The following is a 16,093-nucleotide window of genomic DNA, read 5'->3' as shown; positions in this document are numbered from 1 at the left end:
TGGCTTGGATGCAATTCCTCATCATTTTGCTAGAGCGCCGCGCGTTCGAACGAATGCGCAAAGGTCGCTCTTCCTCTCGGAATCTAGGGCATCTTGTCCACTTTCCATCAGAAAGCGGGATGCTCTAGGCAAAATGGCGCGTCCACCGCGGGTCAGGAGACAGACCGTTAAGCCTCTCCCGTCCACAAGGCAGCCTTGGTGCGGGTAGAGAGACTTGAACTCCCACGCCTTGCGGCACCAGAACCTAAATCTGGCGTGTCTACCAATTTCACCATACCCGCGTTCCCAAAACCGCACGGCAATGCCTGCCCATGGGGCCTTCCGGAGCGCGGCGTCTCTATATCACCCGTTTTCAACCACGCAAAGGAAAAATGACGGTTCTACGACCGTCCATGAACCTTGTTTGGTTTTATAGGGAAACGCTGTCAGTAAAGCGGCTCTTCGTAGACGGCTTTGCCATCGAGAAGCAGGCTTCTGATATGCGCCGCGCCATCGGACGAAACGCGGGCGGCAATCGCGACGCGGTCGTGATTGCGCGCATCCTCGATGGTACGACCGTCGCCTTCAGGCACATAATAGCGTTCGATACCGTAGGTGACCCAGATCGTCGCGTGCGACGGCGCGCTATCGCTGTAAGAAAAATAGTCGAAAGGCAGGCTTTTGAGAACGACCGTGTCCGGTTTCGGCTCCAGTGCCCCGAAGGACGATTCGATGATGCCCCAATAGTCGTCATCCTGCTTCTTCAGGCGGACGGACAAAATCTGGTTTTTCCGATTTTCCGTCGGCACTCCGCCGATCACGGTCGACACCGGCACTCGCGAAATATCGTAGTTCAGCGTCACATAGTCGCCGCGCAGCAAATCGCGCGGATCGATCGGGGCGGTTTTCAACAGAACCTCGACGCCGCTCCGCAGGCCCCAAGCCCGCTCGCCAACCATATAGCCGAGGATGGCCGTCTGCAGCGCTGCGACGATCATAGCGGCAATCCACATGCGGCGGCTGACATTGCGTACAACGGTGCCCGGCTCGGCTGTCATCGTCATGCCCGCGCCCCCTGCCTGTCACTCTCAGCGCCGTCATGATGGGAAAATCGCCGCTCCAACCGGATGACCAGCCAGGCGGCGATCGCGACCAATACACCGCAGATCAGGAAGAATCCCGATGTGCCTATGATCGAACCGACCGTCTCGCCGGCGAGATAGAGGATTTCACCGGCAAAGACGACATAAGCGAGATAGCGCACAGCACCGTTATCGCGGCCGCTCAGAATGATGGCAACGATCGCACTTGCGAGCGTCGCGAAAGCGATCACGATGAGAGGCAGCTTGTTTGCAACCCATATATTATTCTCAAAAACGCCGTCGCTGATCTCTCCATGAATTGCGAAGAGACCGATGGCAGCGATGAGGAAGCTGTAGAAGGCCGGCGCTGCCCCGGCAGTGCGTGCGATCCGCGTCAATGGCGAGATCTGGAGGCTGGCGGCCAGGAAGGCAATCATGCCGGCAGTAGCAAGCAGGATAGCCGCATGCAGGCTCTCATACTGTGCGAAAATCCAAGTCAGCCAGCCAACAAGCATCAGATAGGCAAGATGCCGGGATCTTGGCGCATCGACGTATCGGACAAGGGCGATCAGCACGGCCGCCATAACCGGCGGCGCCCAGGGCATGATGCCGTACCAAACGTCGAAATGATCCCAAAGATAGAAGCCGCAAAAGCCCCAAGCGAGGAAGCCGGCAAGTGCCACCTGCCCGCTCGAGCGAAACAATACGGCAGCGACGGCGGCAACCGCGAACCAGACGATCATCATCGTCAGCTCGTCGCCGGATAGATTATACATCTGGCCGACAAGCGACATGGCGCCGCCGAAACTCATCGTACCGAGAATCAGCACCGCCGAGCCGAGAACCGGGTGGCCGCGCGCGAATGAATAGGCGCCGCCAAGATAAAAGGCCCAGATCAGCGCTATAAGCCCTAAGAGCCTGACGATCCTTGGAATCGCCTCCCAATTCGAGGCGACGAACAACAGGATCGCGGCGCCGACTAACAGCGCCGCCATGACGGCGAGCACGCGGCCAAGGCTGAAGCTTGCCGGGCGGCTGTCATATTCATTGAGAATCGCTGCCGCTGCCGGCCCATCGACCAACCCCTTATTCACCCAGACCTTAAGATCACGCTCCAGCCTAGCCCGGTACATCGCGCCCCTGACAGCGATTCCAACATCCCTGAGTGTCTTATCACAAAATGGGTGCGATCGAGGTCGCTCTTTCGCGTTTCAAAACAGGCCGAGCTTCGCGCAAGGCCGCACCGTGTTAATGCAGAGTTAAGGCTTACTTCGCATAATGGTCGTTTGCGGTATTGATGCGCGTCAACGTATGCATATGAAGCATACCTCCTATGAAATTATTGCGCTGCACAAAAATCAAAAGTCATACTATTTTATGAGCATCGAAGGACGGCGTGGCGCGCCGCTTCGGCGAAAGCCGGAAAGAGCCTGAGGATGAATTCCTCATATAGAATTCGGAGCCGCACACTCCTCCTCCCAGTGCGCTCCGATGGATTGACGACACTCCTCCTCCCAGTCGTCAATCACCACAAATGACGCCCACCGCATCCTCCTCCCGCGGTGGGCGTTATTTTTTATCTCCCATTAAATCGGTTATTGCCCTACGAATCGGCGGAGATCGTTTGCGCGCCCCTTTTAGGCGGCTCAAGGATTTGGAAGAGCGCAAAGCATGCGGCAACGGGAATTTTCTCGTGCGCTCAATCTCTAGCGATCTACAATCCGTTACGGGCTCGCAGGATGATATGGATCCGACCGCGGATGGGCGGCGCCCGATCAATTGCTCATGATTTGAGCTAAAGTTCGCAAATTCAACCAATTGCATGCCAAATGGCTGCTTTCGCGCAACTCCGTTATGCACAAAAAGCGGTCACCGCGTTAACCAACCCCCCTATTGGATTGCATCTTGCGCATAGGTGGCATGTAGCAATCGCTCTTTTTGATTTTCGCAGTGCAGCATATATTCGCATTCATCAGATCGAGGACGGAACCAATCGCGGAACCGACGAGATCTCCAAATCCTCGAAAGGGATATAAAATGAACCTGACCCGCTCTTTCAACAACTGGCGCAAGTACCGTCAGACCGTTACCGAACTCGGCCGCATGAGCACTCGCGAACTGCACGACCTCGGCATCGACCGTTCGGACATCCATCGCGTAGCTCGCGAAGCCACCGGCCGCTAACTGCCGGATTGGCTTCGCTAAAATAGCGACAGCCTACACAACGCCCGTTGCGGACAACCGCGGCGGGCGTTCTTTTTTGCGCGTCATTTGTGCACGCCGTTTGCCCTCGCAAGCAATCACTGCCACGCTTCAAGTCATACGCTCTAACATGTCATATAAAATTTGGGCAGTGATGGCTTTTTGGGCGTCATATTGCACAAATGCATAGCAGACGCTTTTTATTTGCACTGCAAAATATTCGTTCTCGCGCCTATATGAATATCAAGCGCTGAGGCGGCAATCGTGCCGCTCGCAACTAGATGACTGAGGACAAGAAAATGAACCCGCTTCGTATTGCCAAGAACTGGATTAGCTATCGCCGCACCCTGAACGAGCTCGGCAACCTCTCCAGCCAGACCCTGTCGGATATCGGCGTTAGCCGCTACGAAATCCGCAACATCGCTTCCCGCTCTTTCCGTTAATCGCAACGGACTGAGTGGACTGCTTCAAAACGGCGCTCTTCGGCGCCGTTTTTGATTCCGGCTTCCGCGTAAAGCAATTGGATCGCCGGCCTGCCCGTGGTAATGACGCGCGCATGACAAATACCAACTCCATTTCTCCCATCCATGTCATCGGCGGCGGCCTTGCCGGCTCCGAAGCCGCTTGGCAGATCGCCAGCGCCGGCGTGCCCGTCATCCTGCATGAAATGCGTGGCGTGCGTGGCACCGAGGCGCACAAGACCGACGGTCTGGCCGAACTCGTCTGTTCCAACTCCTTCCGCTCAGACGATGCGACCAGCAATGCGGTCGGCGTCATCCATGCGGAAATGCGCCTGGCCGGCTCGCTGATCATGGCTTGCGCCGATAAGCATCAGGTTCCCGCCGGCGGCGCGTTGGCGGTAGATCGCGACGGATTTTCGGAGGCGGTAACGCAGGCGATCGAAAACCACCCTCTGATCACGGTCGTTCGCGAGGAAGTCCAGGGCCTGCCCCCGACGGAGTGGGGTCGGGCGATCATCGCCACCGGGCCTCTGACCGCGCCGGGGCTTGCCAGTGCCATCCAGGCAGAGACGGGCGCGGACGCACTTGCCTTTTTCGACGCCATCGCGCCGATCGTCTACCGCGACAGCATCAACATGGACATTTGCTGGCACCAATCCCGCTACGACAAGGTGGGACCGGGCGGCACGGGCAAGGACTACATCAACTGCCCGATGGACGAAGCCCAATATAACGCCTTCGTCGACGCGCTGATCGCCGGCGACGCCGTTGGTTTCAAGGAATGGGAAGGCACGCCCTATTTCGACGGCTGCCTGCCGATCGAGGTCATGGCCGAGCGCGGGCGCGAGACGTTGCGCCACGGGCCGATGAAGCCGATGGGCCTGACAAATGCCCATAACCCCGGCGTCAAGGCCTATGCGGTCGTACAGCTACGCCAGGACAATGCGCTCGGCACGCTCTACAACATAGTCGGCTTTCAGACGAAACTGAAATATGGCGCGCAGGCCGAGATTTTCCGGCTGATCCCAGGCCTGGAGAATGCCGAATTCGCACGGCTCGGCGGCCTGCATCGCAACACCTATATCAATTCGCCGACGCTGCTCGACCGCTCGCTCTCGCTGAAATCGCGGCGGGGCCTGCGTTTTGCCGGCCAGATCACCGGTTGTGAAGGTTATGTCGAAAGCGCCAGCATCGGTCTGCTGGCCGGTCGCTTCGCGGCAGCCGAGCACAGGGGCGAGTCGCCGTCCCTGCCGCCAGACACGACGGCGCTGGGCTCGCTGCTCAACCACATTACCGGCGGCCATATCGTTTCCGATGAAGAGCCGGGCAAGCGCTCCTTCCAGCCGATGAACATCAATTTCGGGCTGTTTCCGGAATTGGAACCGGGTTCGATCGTCAAGCCGGAGGGCGTCAAGCGCTTCCGCGGCAAGGACAAGACGATCATGAAACGGCAACTGATCGCCAAGCGGGCACTGGCGGATTGCGCTGCGTGGCTGGGGGTTCAGGCACCCGCGATCATCAAAAGCGCCTGAGCCTCTTTAGGCCTTTGCCGCTGGCTTGGTAGCCGAGGACTTGGAATCATCGCTCGCAACATAATTGCCGAGCAGCCAGAGTGAGACCTCTGCTGCCTCCGCGGGCGTCGCGAATTCGAATGTGCCGTTATGGTGCGGGGCGTCCAGGAAATCGATGGTCAAGCCGCGACCGCTTCCCGAATCCTTGGCATGTGCCCTGCCCGGCTCGATCAGATGAACGGCAAAGTGATTGCGCAGGCTCCGCATGAAGCCGGCCTTGTCATCATGCAAGCGCACGAAAACCGCTTGGCCATTGGCCGTGGTCTGCAATTGCCGGATGGCTTCCGTCGGAAAAGCGCGGCCGAACTCCAGAATGGCAAGACCGGTATCGTGCAGACCATCTTCCTTGTTCTGCGACGCCATGCGCGTTGCGAAGAAGGCAAAGAAAACGACGATCGCAAAGAGTATGCACCAGACGATGATGCCCATAGCGGCTCTCCTGGGATGCGGGCAAATATTCGGCAATCTCTATAAGCTCTGAGACTTGCGCGAACGTGGTCAGTTTCAGATTTTCCTGGTCACCGAGGCCAGAGCCATGCGCATCTGCCGGCGCCATTGTGGCTGCAGGAACGATCGATCGAACAGGTCGGCGCCCAGCGCCTGCGCGCGTTTCAGCACCGGCTCTGCCAGAACCACCGGCAGGAAAGCCGGAAATACCGCCGGCGAAATATTGCCGGCAGCTCTCGCCTTCGCGAGATGCTCACGGCCGAGGCCGGCGAAAGCTTCGATGGCGGCAGAAATGCGTGCCTTGTCCTCGCCAGCGAGAAAAGCATCTCGATCGAGACCGGTTGCCGTCAAGATTTCCAACGGTAGATAGAGCTGTCCGCGATGGCGGTGCATCGGCATCAGCAACAGCAGCCCGGCAATCGCCTGTGCCACGCCGGCATGGCCGGCAGCGTCGGCCGAGCGGCGGGCATCCTCCGGCGACAGCACGAGGCTCGCAAGCTGGATCAGCGCCGACGCCGTCTCGCCGGCATAGCCTTCCAGCGTACCGCGCGTTTCCATCGGGTCGTCGTAGAGATCGAAGATGCGCGCATCGATCATATCGATCAGCGTTTGACGCGGCAGGCGATGCAGCTCGATCGCGGCGAGCAGCTCGGCAGCCACGGGATTGGCCGCGCTCGACCCATGCGCCTGTCCCTCGAGCAGATCGCGCCAATATTGCATGCGCACTTCGCCCGGCAATGGCTCGTGGACCAAATCGCGGATGCGCGCCAGCTCCGCATTGAAGGCGTAGAGTGCGGCGAGAGCGCCGCGCTTATCCTCCGGCGCCAGCAGACAGGCAAGATAGCGGTCGCGATCGGTGTCGCGAAGCGTCGCCAGGCAAAGATCCTGGTTGCTACGGGGCGCAGCTAATGTCGTCATGCCCTGCCTGATCCTCGTCAAACGGCGATCAGCGCCGCGGCAACGGCGCGCGACTCGGCCAGCATGATGTTGAATGTGCGCACCGCCGCTCCCGTATTCATCGAATCGGAAGAAATCTGCCTGGCGCGGAAAGCCGCCCTCAGCTCCGATGGCAAAGGCCGCAGTTCCAGGCCGGTGCCGACCAACAACACCTCGATCTCGGCAGCCTCATCGAGCACTTTCTGGAAATGCGCCGGCGTCAACGCATCCTCCAGCGTCATGTCCCAGCCGTAAATGCCGGAGGGCAGGCAGAGCAGCGAGCCGCGATGCGACATGTCGGCAAATCGAAAACCGCCATTGCCATAAGCGTCGATCGGTGCGCGGCCGGGAAAATGCGCGTTCCGTATTTCTATGCCTTTTGCCACTTTGTCACACCGCTGGTTTGCCTGATTGAACGTCGCCGCCTGCCTGTCCCTTGTTTTCGCCGCCAGCCTGGAATCTATCCGGGCGTAGCTTGAAGACGATCAGGACCGGGGCCGCAATATAGATCGAAGAGAAGGTGCCGACCGCGACGCCGAAGAGCAAGACGAAGGTGAAGGAGCGGATCACCTCGCCGCCGAATATACAGAGCGCGAGCAGCGCCAGCAAAGTCGTCGCCGAGGTCAGAACCGTGCGCGACAGCGTCTGATTGATGGAGGCATCAATCAGAATCGGCAACGGCATCTGCGAATAGCGTCTGAGATTCTCGCGCATCCGGTCATAGACGACGACGGTATCGTTCAGCGAATAGCCGACGATGGTCAAAAGTGCCGCAATGCCCGTCATGTTGAATTCCATGCCGGTCAGCACGAAGAGGCCCAGCGTCAGGATGACGTCATGCAGCGTGGCGACAATCGCGCCAACGGCAAACTGCCACTCGAAACGCAGCCAGATATAGATGAGGATCGCAGCCAGCGCCGCGAGAACCGCAAGCGACGCCGTCGCGCTGATTTCGCCGGAAACGGCAGGGCCGACGACCTCGACACGGGAGAAGTCGTATTCCCTGCCTAGTTCGTCGCGCACGAGGGTCACGGCGGATTGTTCGGCGTTCTCGCCGCCCTGCTGCGCATGCACTCGGATCACCGCACTTAGCCGATCGTCGAGCCGCTCGACCTGTACATCGCCCGGAACGACGTCCTGCAGACGCGATTGAATATTGGCCGGATCGACAACGCCCTGCTTGGCGCGAACTTCGATGATCGACCCGCCGGTAAAATCGATACCGAGATGCATGCCGATCGTTGCGAAGGCAAGCAGGGTTGCGACCGACAGCGCCGCCGACACCGTAAACGAATAGCGGCGGATACCCATGAAGCGAATATTGGCGCCGTCGAAGATGCCGCTTCGCACACCCGCCAGCAGCACGCGCGGCTTGCGATGCGAAATCCAGGCGTCGACGAGCGAACGCGTCACGAAGCAAGCGGTAAAGAAGGTGGTGAAAACGCCTGCTATCAAGGTCGCGGCAAAGCCGCGCACCGCGCCGCTGCTGACATAAAAGAGGATGGCCGCGACGATGAGCAGCGTGAGGTTGGCATCGGCTACGGTGGCAGCGGCTCGGTTGAAGCCGTGGCGCAACGCGTCGACGAGAAGATGGGTCTTCTTTTCTTCTTCCCGGACGCGTTCGTAGATCAACACATTGGCATCGAGCGCGATACCAATGATGAGAACGATGGCGGCAATCCCGGGCAAGGTCAGCGTGATGCCGAACAGCCCCATGATTGCCAGAACCATGATGATGTTGATGACAAGTGCAATCGTCGCGGCGACGCCGAGCAGTCCGTAGAAGCCGATCATCAGCGCGGCAACGAAAATGGCGGCAACAATGCAAGCGGTTATGCCGGAGCGCATCGTTTCATTGCCCAAACCGGGCTTGATGGTTCGCTCTTCGACCGTCGTCAGCGTCGCGGGCAATGGCCCGGACTTCAGCATGACGGCGAGATCCTGCGCGCCCTGCGCCGTGAAATCACCGGGTATATCGATATCGCCGGTGGTGATTGCGGTCTTCAAGGCGGCCGCCGAGATGACCTGGTCGTCAAGCACGACCACGACATTCTTGCCGAGATTGGCAGCCGTCGTCTGTGCAAAACGGGTGGTCGCTTCGGCCGTCAGTTTGACGGAGATATTGCCGTTATTGTTCTGGGTGTTGGACACCGCCACAGCATCGGCAAAGTCGATATTCGAGAGGAGAGGCTGCTTCTGGACGAGATAGCCAACTGGAGGGTCATCTTCGGAAAACAGCACTTCCGAACCGGCGGGCGGGCGGCCATTGATGGCATCCTGCACCGACATGGATTGATCGATCAGACGGAAGCTGAGCTGGGCTGGCTGGTTCAGGAGGTTCTTCAGGCGCTGCGGATCGGCAAGGCCCGGCACCTGAATGACGACACGATCCGCGCCTTGCCGGCGGATCAGTGGCTCACCGACGTCCAACTGAGCGATACGATTGCGGATGACTTTCAGCGAGCGCGTCATCGATGCAGAGACACGCTCATCGATGCCGGCATCGGTAATATCGACGGTCAGGGCACCATTGTCGCCCTGCGATAAGACCACTCCCGTCTTGCCGCTGGTGATCGGCTTCAAGGCAGTTACAGCAGCCTGCACCTGCGCGGGATCGTTGATGCGGAGCTGGATCTTCTGGCCAGTGCCGGTAAGACCGGAATAGCTGATATTGACCGTGCGCAGCCTGGCGCTGATATCGCCAACAACAGTCTCCAGCCGATCCCGGACGACATCGCCACGCTCGATTTTGAGCATGATATGTGAACCGCCCTCAAGATCGAGCCCGAGTCCGACTTTGCTTCGCGCAAACCAGGCCGGAAAAGAGGAGAGCTGCTGATCGCTGAGCAGATTGGGCACGGCAAGGAGAACGCTCAAGAGAACGGCGAACCAGATCAGGACGGTCTTCCACCAGGAGACGTGCAGCATCGCTCTCTCGAGTTTTGGCTTCTCACTGCGCCCCCACAATCACCGGGACACACAAAGGCGCAGTAACACTTTGAATTTGCGCACAGTTCTCTTCGAAAGTCGAATCCGATTTTCGAAACTGCACGCTGGCGTGGCAAGCTGCTCGGCCCCACCTGCCCGTCAAACCTTACGCAGCGTCAGCCTTGACCGGCTCGCCCTTGACGCGGACTTCCGTGATGGCGCTGCGCACAACGCGGATGCGGACGCCTTCGGCGATTTCGACTTCCAGTTCCTTGTCGTCGACGACCTTGGTGACCTTGCCGACGATGCCGCTCGTGACGATCTGGTCGCCGCGGCGGATATTCTTCAGGACTTCCTCACGCTTCTTCGCCTGTGCGCGTTGCGGGCGGATAAGAAGGAAATACCAAACCACCATCAGCGGCACAAACAGGATGATCATTTCAAAGCCGGAACCGCCAAAGGCGCTTGCGGCTGAATCTGTCGCGCTCTGCGCATATGCGTTGGTGATAAACATCGAGAACTCCCTTGAACTCCTTGCGGGAACGGGCCCCGCGTCAGGTGGCCGGAATATAGTTGTGATCATCGCGAATGCAACAAAAACAGCCGCGGACCGTACTGTTTTCCAGGCCTCTTAGCCTTTCGGGCCCGAAAGGAGCATGGTACCCGCCAAGACAGGGAGCATTTTACTCCTTTCCCGACTAACGTTCTGGAGGAAAAACGGTGACCGAAGATCAAAACACGCTGATCCTTGCGGAAGTCCGCCGCCTCGCCGACGCGCTTGAACGCCTCGCCGGCCCGGCACCGGCCGTCAACGATTGGGACGCTGCCGATTGCTTCGTCTGGGCCCCTACCCGGCTCTATCTGCAGCCCGTTGCCCGGCCGAACCGCGTGGCGCTGACCCTCATCCGGGGCGTCGACCATGTGCGCGACATTTTACACGAAAATACGCTGCGCTTCACCGAAGGCTTCGCCGCCAACAATGTCTTGCTCTGGGGTGCGCGCGGCATGGGCAAGTCGTCGCTCGTCAAGGCCGTGCATGAGGATGTGCGCCGCGCCACCGGCGTCTCGCTGAAGCTGGTCGAAGTGCATCGAGAGGATATTTCCTCCTTGCCGGTACTGCTCGATATCCTGAAAGCCACGCCGCATCGGGTCATCGTCTTCTGCGACGACCTTTCCTTCGATCACGACGACACCGCCTACAAATCGCTGAAGGCGGCGCTGGACGGCGGTGTCGAAGGCCGGCCGGACAATGTGCTGTTCTACGCCACATCGAACCGCCGCCACCTGCTGCCGCGGCATATGATGGAAAACGAGCAATCGACGGCCATCAACCCTTCGGAAGCGGTGGAGGAAAAGGTATCGCTCTCCGACCGTTTCGGTCTCTGGCTCGGCTTCCACAAGTGCAGTCAGGAAGATTATCTGCAGATGATCGACGGCTATGCCGATTATTTCAAGCTCACGCTTGATCGCGCCCAGATGCATCACGAGGCGCTGGAATGGGCAACGACACGCGGCGCCCGCTCCGGGCGCGTGGCGTGGCAATATATCCAGGATCTTGCCGGTCGGCAGCGGATCGTGCTGGAGCGGGATTGACCATCGCCTTCCAAATCATGTCGCGCAGCGGCCGTGCGACAACGACATGCGCAAAATTAAGAACCTAATGCGCAAAGAGCGGATCCCAGAGATCGCGATGCGCTTTAGAACGACAAAAAGCCCGGTGGTAGCCGGGCTTTTTGCAGACTCCTTGAGACGCACTACCTATTCAAGGAACGTCATTGGGTTGACCGGGGCCGAATTCTTGCGGACTTCGAAGTGAAGCTGCGGCTGCTTGACGTCACCGCTCATGCCGGACGTGGCCAGCGTCTGGCCGCGCTGAACCTTCTGGCCACGGGCGACGCTAAGTGCATCGGCATGGCCGTAGACCGTGACCGTGCCGTCGTCGTGACGGACGAGGACGGTGTTTCCGAGTTCCTTCAGGCCGTTGCCGGCATAGATGACGACACCGTTTTCAGCGGCCTTGATCGGGGTGCCTTCCGGAACCGAGATGTCGATACCGTCGTTGCGGCTGCCGTTGACGTTGGAGCCATAGCCGGCAATGACCGCGCCGCGGACTGGCCAGCGGTATTTGCCGATCCCCGTCGCTTCCGGAGCATCCGCCTGCACGTCGGCCTTGGCGGCGGCGTCGCCGACGGACTGGGTCGGCGCTGCGGCCGCGACCGCCTGGGGCTTGGCGGCATCGGCGGCCGGCGCTGCGGCGACGGCCTTGGGCGCTGCCTTTGCTGCCGGCTCTGCGGCGGCAGTCTTAGTCGCGGCGGCTTTCGCAGCCGGTTTTACGGTCGGCTCAGCAGCCGCCTGCTTCGGCTCCATGGCCGGCACTGCAACAGACTTCACGGCGGACTTTTGCGGCTCGATCGAGGCGGTTTTTACCGGATCGGGTTTCACCGGTTCGGCCTCGGCAACTGCACCGTGCGGCAGCTTCAGCGTCTGGCCGATACGGACGCCGCCGCCCGACTGTATGTGGTTTGCCTGCTTGAGCGCATCGACGCTGACGCCGGCGTTTTTCGCGATCCTGGCAAGCGAGTCACCCGGCTTGACGACATAGGTGCCATCGCCCTTCGGCTGCGGACCCTTGCCGTTACCGGCAGCGAGCTTGCTGGGATCGGCGAGGCCGGCCTGCGACTTGCCACGCATCTGACCGTTGGATGGCAGCACCACGGCATCCTGCTCCGGAGCCTTGACCGGCGCGGGCATCTTGCCACCCTTGGAAAGGTCGGTCGCTTCCGAGGCCACTTTGGCCGGGCTCGGAGCACCGGCACCGTTCATGGTCGGGATGATGATCTGCTGGCCGGGCTGAGCGCTGGCGCTGTTCTTCAAGCCGTTGGCGCGCAGGATTTCTTTTTCCGGAACGCCGTAGCGGCGCGACAGCAGGCTTATGTTTTCGCCGGGACGCAGCGTGACGCTTGGCGCGTTGACTGCCGTCCAGCCGGATGAAGGTGCTGCGGCAGTCGGCGCCTTGATCGTGCCGGTCGACATCGTATCCGGAGCCAGAGCCGGTTCTGCGCGGGATACCGCAGCTTTGCCACGCGATGCGGGGAACGGCTGGGCAAGCGCTTCGCTTTCTCCCTTGGAGGCGACATGCGAGCGAACCGGCGCTGCGGAAGCAGTCGGCGCTGCAAGCTCGGTCCGCTGGATCGCGACGGGAGCGCTTGATACGCGAGCACTCGAATAGGATGGATTATAACGGGCCGGAGAATTCGGATATGGCCTCGTCACCGGTGCGTTCTGCTGCGAATAATCCTGCTGCTGATAACCGCCGCCCTGGGCGAGATCGGCACGCGGCACGGGATCGCCATCTGCCCCATTCAAGCCGCGACGATTGATCGAGCCGGTCGTCGTCTGATCCGGAGAGCCCGCAAAGAGCCCGCCGAAGCGCGTCGTGTCCGAACTACAAGCTGTCGCGGTACTCGCCAGGAGAACGGCCACCAAGACTTTCCCTGCCGATTTACCGAAGTTTGACGAAAGACTGAAACCCATGACTCGACCCACTTGAGACGCAACCGATTATGGGTCGATTAAAGCGCGTTAATCTTACCATGCGGTTAAAGCACTGGCGTCACATGTGTTTTTTTGAGGAATTGCTAACCATAGAAGATGAAACCCCGCGTTCGCGGGATACTTCCAAGGATTTCAATCTAAATTAGGCCTCAAAGATAAGAGGCGAGCATCGGCACGATCGGCTGATAAGGAACATCGAAGAGTTCCTCGCGCTCGAAGCGACTGCCGGTCTTGGTGAGACGCACCATGCGGCAGACATTGTCTGAAAGTATCAACGGCGCAATCATCGACCCGCCGGAAACCAATTGCTCGGCAAAGAAGCGCGGCATGGTGGTGAAGGCGGAGGTCACCAGGATGCGATCGAAAGTCCCCTCGCCCGGCAAACCGACGCTGCCGTCAGCCTGGCGGATGATGACATTGCGCAGGCCGAGCGTATCCATGCGCTGCTGCGCTGCCGTCGTCAGCGTCTTGTAGCGATCGACCGTCAGCACCCGCTCGACAATGCGGCCCATGACGGCAGCAGTGAAGCCGCTGCCGGTTCCGATTTCGAGAACGCGATGGCCTGGCTTGATCTTCAGGCTATGCAGAATGCGGACGACGAGATCGATGCCTTCCATGAAGGCACCGCATTCGATCGGGATCGTTCGGCTGGAATAGGCATCATCGGCAAATTGCAGCGGCACGAAGGGTAGGCGCGGCGTCTGTTCGACGGCCGTCATCAGATCGATGTCCAATATGCCTTCGGCCCGCAGCCGCAGCACGACGGCTGCAAAGCCTTCCTTCTCGACCAGACGAGATGTCAATCCGCTACTCCGTACCCGAGCGCCCGCGCCACGCGGTCTTGCGCCGAATAATCCGTTAAATCGAGTTTCAAAGGAGTTACCGAAATACGATTTTGTTTCAAGGCATGGATATCGGTGCCGGGGCGAAAGATGCCGCTGCGTTCGCCGAAGCGCAACCAGTAATACGGGAAACCACGGCCATCGGCCCGTTCCTCGACCTGGAGATTGAAGGCGAGATTGCCCTGCGCGGTGACTTCTGTGCCCGAAACTTCGTCCGGTTGGCAGTTCGGGAAGTTCAAGTTGAGAAAGGTGCCGTCGGGCATGTCGACATCGATAAGCTTGCTGAGAAGCGCGGGCGCATGCGCCTCCACCACCTCCCAGGGAACGACCCGTGTCCCGTTCTCATGCACATAGGCTTGGCTCAGCGCGATGGAGCGCACGCCCTGCAGCGTACCCTCGATCGCGCCGGCAATCGTGCCCGAATAGGTGACATCGTCGGCAACGTTGGAGCCGGAATTGACGCCTGAGAGCACCAAGTCCGGCTTGATGTCCATGACCTGGCGGATGCCCATGATGACGCAATCCGTCGGCGTACCGCGCAGCGCATAATGCTTGTCGGAGACCTTGCGCAGACGCAACGGTTCGGAAAGGCTCAGCGAATGGGCAAGGCCGCTTTGATCCGTCTCCGGCGCCACGATCCAGACGTCATCGGACATGGTGCGGGCGATGCGCTCCAACACGGCCAGTCCTTCGGCATGAATGCCGTCGTCATTGGTCAGAAGTATCCGCATTGCCCCCACCGCTCAAAAACATGATCCCGAATAGCGCGAAGCGGTTTTCGGACAAAATCATGTCCCGTCAAATCAGGCTGCCCGCTCGATTCTCTTCAGACCACCCATATATGGCAGCAGTGCGTCCGGAACAGTGACTGAGCCGTCGTCATTCAGATAATTCTCGACAACGGCGATCAGGCAGCGGCCAACGGCAGTGCCGGAGCCGTTCAGCGTGTGGACGAATTTCGTAGCCTTGTCGTCCTTGCCGCGATAGCGGGCATTCATGCGCCGCGCCTGGAAATCGCCACAGACCGAGCAGGAGGAGATTTCGCGATAGGTGTCCTGCCCCGGCAGCCATACTTCCAGGTCGTAGGTCTTGCGGGCGCCGAAGCCCATGTCGCCGGTCGACAGCGTCATGACACGATAATGCAGGCCAAGACGCTTCAGCACTTCCTCGGCGCAGGCGGTCATCCGCTCGTGCTCGACAATCGAGCTTTCTGCGTCGGTGATGGAAACGAGTTCGCATTTCCAGAACTGGTGCTGGCGCAGCATGCCGCGCGTATCGCGACCGGCCGAACCTGCTTCCGACCGGAAAGACGGCGTCAGCGCCGTGAAGCGCAGCGGCAGCTTCTCCTGATCGAGGATTTCACCGGAGACGAGGTTGGTCAGCGTTACTTCGGCAGTCGGGATCAGCCAACGGCCATCCGTGGTCTTGAACAGGTCCTCGGCGAATTTCGGCAATTGGCCGGTGCCGAACATGGCCTCGTCGCGCACCATCAACGGAGAGCTGACTTCGGTATAGCCGTGTTCACCTGTATGAAGGTCCAGCATGAATTGGCCGAGCGCCCGTTCCAGGCGCGCAAGCTGCGAGGTCAGCACGGTGAAACGCGAGCCGGAGAGCTTGGCAGCGCGCTCGAAATCCATGTAGCCGAGCGCTTCGCCGATCTCGTAATGTTCCTTCGGCGGATGGTTCCAGGTCGGCTTGGCGCCCCAGGCATGCTTGACGACATTATCGTGCTCATCCTTGCCAACCGGCACGTCGTCGAGCGGAATATTGGGAATGCGCGACAGGGCGTCGTTGAGCTCGGCCGTCAGCACGCGCTCCTCTTCTTCCGCGGCCGGCAGCGACGTTTTGATCTCGGCGACCTCCGCCTTCAGCTTCTCGGCAAGCTCGGTGTTCTTCTGCGCCATGGCCGCGCCGATTTCCTTCGAAGCGGCGTTGCGGCGAGACTGCATATCCTGGACGGATTGGATGACGGAGCGGCGCTTCTCGTCGAGCGCAATGAGGCTTTGCGACAAAGGCTCGGCTCCGCGCTTAGCAAGCGCTGCATCCAAAGCCTCGGCATTCTCACGAATCCATCTGATATCAAGCATCGT

At 59.9% G+C, this 16,093-nt stretch carries 15 protein-coding genes and 1 tRNA gene; 4 read left to right on the top strand and 12 right to left on the bottom strand.

Features of this window, described 5'->3' with window-relative positions:
• Nucleotides 1–196: 196 nt before the first annotated feature.
• The 3 genes from NXC24_RS08845 to NXC24_RS08835 all read right to left on the bottom strand — a co-directional run bounded on the left by NXC24_RS08845 (nt 197) and on the right by NXC24_RS08835 (nt 2,194).
• Nucleotides 197–281 (bottom strand) — tRNA-Leu (locus NXC24_RS08845).
• A 144-nt stretch (nt 282–425) separates the two neighbouring features.
• Nucleotides 426–1,043: a GDYXXLXY domain-containing protein gene (locus tag NXC24_RS08840; RefSeq protein ID WP_104822941.1), complete on the bottom strand. Its 618-nt coding sequence runs from the start codon at nt 1,041–1,043 to the stop codon at nt 426–428.
• Entirely contained in the window at nt 1,040–2,194 is a 1,155-nt protein-coding gene (locus NXC24_RS08835) for a DUF2157 domain-containing protein (protein ID WP_104822940.1), read from the bottom strand. Before NXC24_RS08835 ends, NXC24_RS08840 begins: the two co-directional genes overlap by 4 nt.
• 904 nt (nt 2,195–3,098) lie before the next feature.
• On the opposite strand from NXC24_RS08835, the gene NXC24_RS08830 reads away from it, so the two are divergent.
• The 3 genes from NXC24_RS08830 (at nt 3,099) to trmFO (ending at nt 5,256) form a co-directional block, all read left to right on the top strand.
• Nucleotides 3,099–3,245 carry a DUF1127 domain-containing protein gene (locus tag NXC24_RS08830; protein ID WP_007690983.1) on the top strand — a complete coding sequence of 49 codons (147 nt, stop codon included), beginning with the start codon at nt 3,099–3,101 and terminating at the stop codon, nt 3,243–3,245.
• 317 nt (nt 3,246–3,562) lie between these two features.
• Nucleotides 3,563–3,706 carry a DUF1127 domain-containing protein gene (locus NXC24_RS08825; RefSeq protein WP_065091553.1) on the top strand — a complete coding sequence of 48 codons (144 nt, stop codon included), beginning with the start codon at nt 3,563–3,565 and terminating at the stop codon, nt 3,704–3,706.
• 113 nt (nt 3,707–3,819) lie between these two features.
• Nucleotides 3,820–5,256, top strand: coding sequence for a methylenetetrahydrofolate--tRNA-(uracil(54)-C(5))-methyltransferase (FADH(2)-oxidizing) TrmFO (trmFO, locus tag NXC24_RS08820; RefSeq protein ID WP_104825082.1), 1,437 nt, complete (start codon nt 3,820–3,822; stop codon nt 5,254–5,256).
• A gap of 6 nt (nt 5,257–5,262) precedes the next feature.
• On the opposite strand, the gene NXC24_RS08815 is transcribed toward trmFO, so the two are convergent.
• The 5 genes from NXC24_RS08815 to yajC all read right to left on the bottom strand — a co-directional run bounded on the left by NXC24_RS08815 (nt 5,263) and on the right by yajC (nt 10,120).
• Nucleotides 5,263–5,724, bottom strand: a complete 462-nt coding sequence (locus NXC24_RS08815) for a hypothetical protein (protein ID WP_104822939.1) — start codon at nt 5,722–5,724, stop codon at nt 5,263–5,265.
• Nucleotides 5,725–5,799: 75 nt separating this feature from the next.
• Entirely contained in the window at nt 5,800–6,660 is an 861-nt protein-coding gene (locus NXC24_RS08810; RefSeq protein WP_104822938.1) for a phytoene/squalene synthase family protein, read from the bottom strand.
• 17 nt (nt 6,661–6,677) lie between these two features.
• Complete coding sequence (locus NXC24_RS08805; RefSeq protein ID WP_104822937.1) at nt 6,678–7,064, bottom strand: Mth938-like domain-containing protein; 387 nt, start codon at nt 7,062–7,064, stop codon at nt 6,678–6,680.
• 4 nt (nt 7,065–7,068) lie between these two features.
• Nucleotides 7,069–9,606: a protein translocase subunit SecDF gene (gene secDF / locus NXC24_RS08800; protein WP_104822936.1), complete on the bottom strand. Its 2,538-nt coding sequence runs from the start codon at nt 9,604–9,606 to the stop codon at nt 7,069–7,071.
• A 166-nt stretch (nt 9,607–9,772) separates the two neighbouring features.
• Nucleotides 9,773–10,120, bottom strand: coding sequence for a preprotein translocase subunit YajC (gene yajC, locus NXC24_RS08795; RefSeq protein ID WP_104822935.1), 348 nt, complete (start codon nt 10,118–10,120; stop codon nt 9,773–9,775).
• 206 nt (nt 10,121–10,326) lie between these two features.
• Here yajC and NXC24_RS08790 point away from each other — a divergent pair, with 206 nt between their 5' ends.
• The gene (locus tag NXC24_RS08790) at nt 10,327–11,199 is read left to right on the top strand and encodes an ATP-binding protein (RefSeq protein ID WP_104822934.1); all 873 of its coding nucleotides are present in this window, start codon (nt 10,327–10,329) and stop codon (nt 11,197–11,199) included.
• A 165-nt stretch (nt 11,200–11,364) separates the two neighbouring features.
• Here the strand turns inward: NXC24_RS08790 and NXC24_RS08785 are convergent, their stop codons facing one another.
• The 4 genes from NXC24_RS08785 to serS all read right to left on the bottom strand — a co-directional run bounded on the left by NXC24_RS08785 (nt 11,365) and on the right by serS (nt 16,090).
• Nucleotides 11,365–13,140: a peptidoglycan DD-metalloendopeptidase family protein gene (locus tag NXC24_RS08785; protein WP_104822933.1), complete on the bottom strand. Its 1,776-nt coding sequence runs from the start codon at nt 13,138–13,140 to the stop codon at nt 11,365–11,367.
• A gap of 170 nt (nt 13,141–13,310) precedes the next feature.
• A complete protein-coding gene (locus tag NXC24_RS08780) occupies nt 13,311–13,964 on the bottom strand; it encodes a protein-L-isoaspartate(D-aspartate) O-methyltransferase (protein WP_104822932.1) in 654 nt (217 codons plus the stop codon).
• Nucleotides 13,961–14,734 (bottom strand): 5'/3'-nucleotidase SurE, encoded by a 774-nt coding sequence (gene surE / locus NXC24_RS08775; protein WP_104822931.1) that lies wholly within the window; start codon nt 14,732–14,734, stop codon nt 13,961–13,963. The genes NXC24_RS08780 and surE overlap by 4 nt, the downstream gene beginning before the upstream one ends.
• Nucleotides 14,735–14,806: 72 nt before the next feature.
• Nucleotides 14,807–16,090 (bottom strand): serine--tRNA ligase, encoded by a 1,284-nt coding sequence (serS, locus tag NXC24_RS08770; protein WP_104822930.1) that lies wholly within the window; start codon nt 16,088–16,090, stop codon nt 14,807–14,809.
• Nucleotides 16,091–16,093 lie beyond the last annotated feature (3 nt).

Source organism: Rhizobium sp. NXC24, assembly GCF_002944315.1.
Taxonomy (GTDB): Bacteria; Pseudomonadota; Alphaproteobacteria; order Rhizobiales; family Rhizobiaceae; genus Rhizobium.
This window is presented reverse-complemented; position numbering and strand designations above follow the sequence as displayed.

What these genes read in the sequence shown, in the direction of transcription:
- NXC24_RS08840 (WP_104822941.1), bottom strand. Translation starts at nt 1,043, where the DNA reads ATGACGATGACAGCCGAGCCGGGCACCGTTGTACGCAATGTCAGCCGC.
- NXC24_RS08835 (WP_104822940.1), bottom strand. Translation starts at nt 2,194, where the DNA reads ATGTACCGGGCTAGGCTGGAGCGTGATCTTAAGGTCTGGGTGAATAAG.
- NXC24_RS08830 (WP_007690983.1), top strand. Translation starts at nt 3,099, where the DNA reads ATGAACCTGACCCGCTCTTTCAACAACTGGCGCAAGTACCGTCAGACC.
- NXC24_RS08825 (WP_065091553.1), top strand. Translation starts at nt 3,563, where the DNA reads ATGAACCCGCTTCGTATTGCCAAGAACTGGATTAGCTATCGCCGCACC.
- trmFO (WP_104825082.1), top strand. Translation starts at nt 3,820, where the DNA reads ATGACAAATACCAACTCCATTTCTCCCATCCATGTCATCGGCGGCGGC.
- NXC24_RS08815 (WP_104822939.1), bottom strand. Translation starts at nt 5,724, where the DNA reads ATGGGCATCATCGTCTGGTGCATACTCTTTGCGATCGTCGTTTTCTTT.
- NXC24_RS08810 (WP_104822938.1), bottom strand. Translation starts at nt 6,660, where the DNA reads ATGACGACATTAGCTGCGCCCCGTAGCAACCAGGATCTTTGCCTGGCG.
- secDF (WP_104822936.1), bottom strand. Translation starts at nt 9,606, where the DNA reads ATGCTGCACGTCTCCTGGTGGAAGACCGTCCTGATCTGGTTCGCCGTT.
- yajC (WP_104822935.1), bottom strand. Translation starts at nt 10,120, where the DNA reads ATGTTTATCACCAACGCATATGCGCAGAGCGCGACAGATTCAGCCGCA.
- NXC24_RS08785 (WP_104822933.1), bottom strand. Translation starts at nt 13,140, where the DNA reads ATGGGTTTCAGTCTTTCGTCAAACTTCGGTAAATCGGCAGGGAAAGTC.
- surE (WP_104822931.1), bottom strand. Translation starts at nt 14,734, where the DNA reads ATGCGGATACTTCTGACCAATGACGACGGCATTCATGCCGAAGGACTG.
- serS (WP_104822930.1), bottom strand. Translation starts at nt 16,090, where the DNA reads ATGCTTGATATCAGATGGATTCGTGAGAATGCCGAGGCTTTGGATGCA.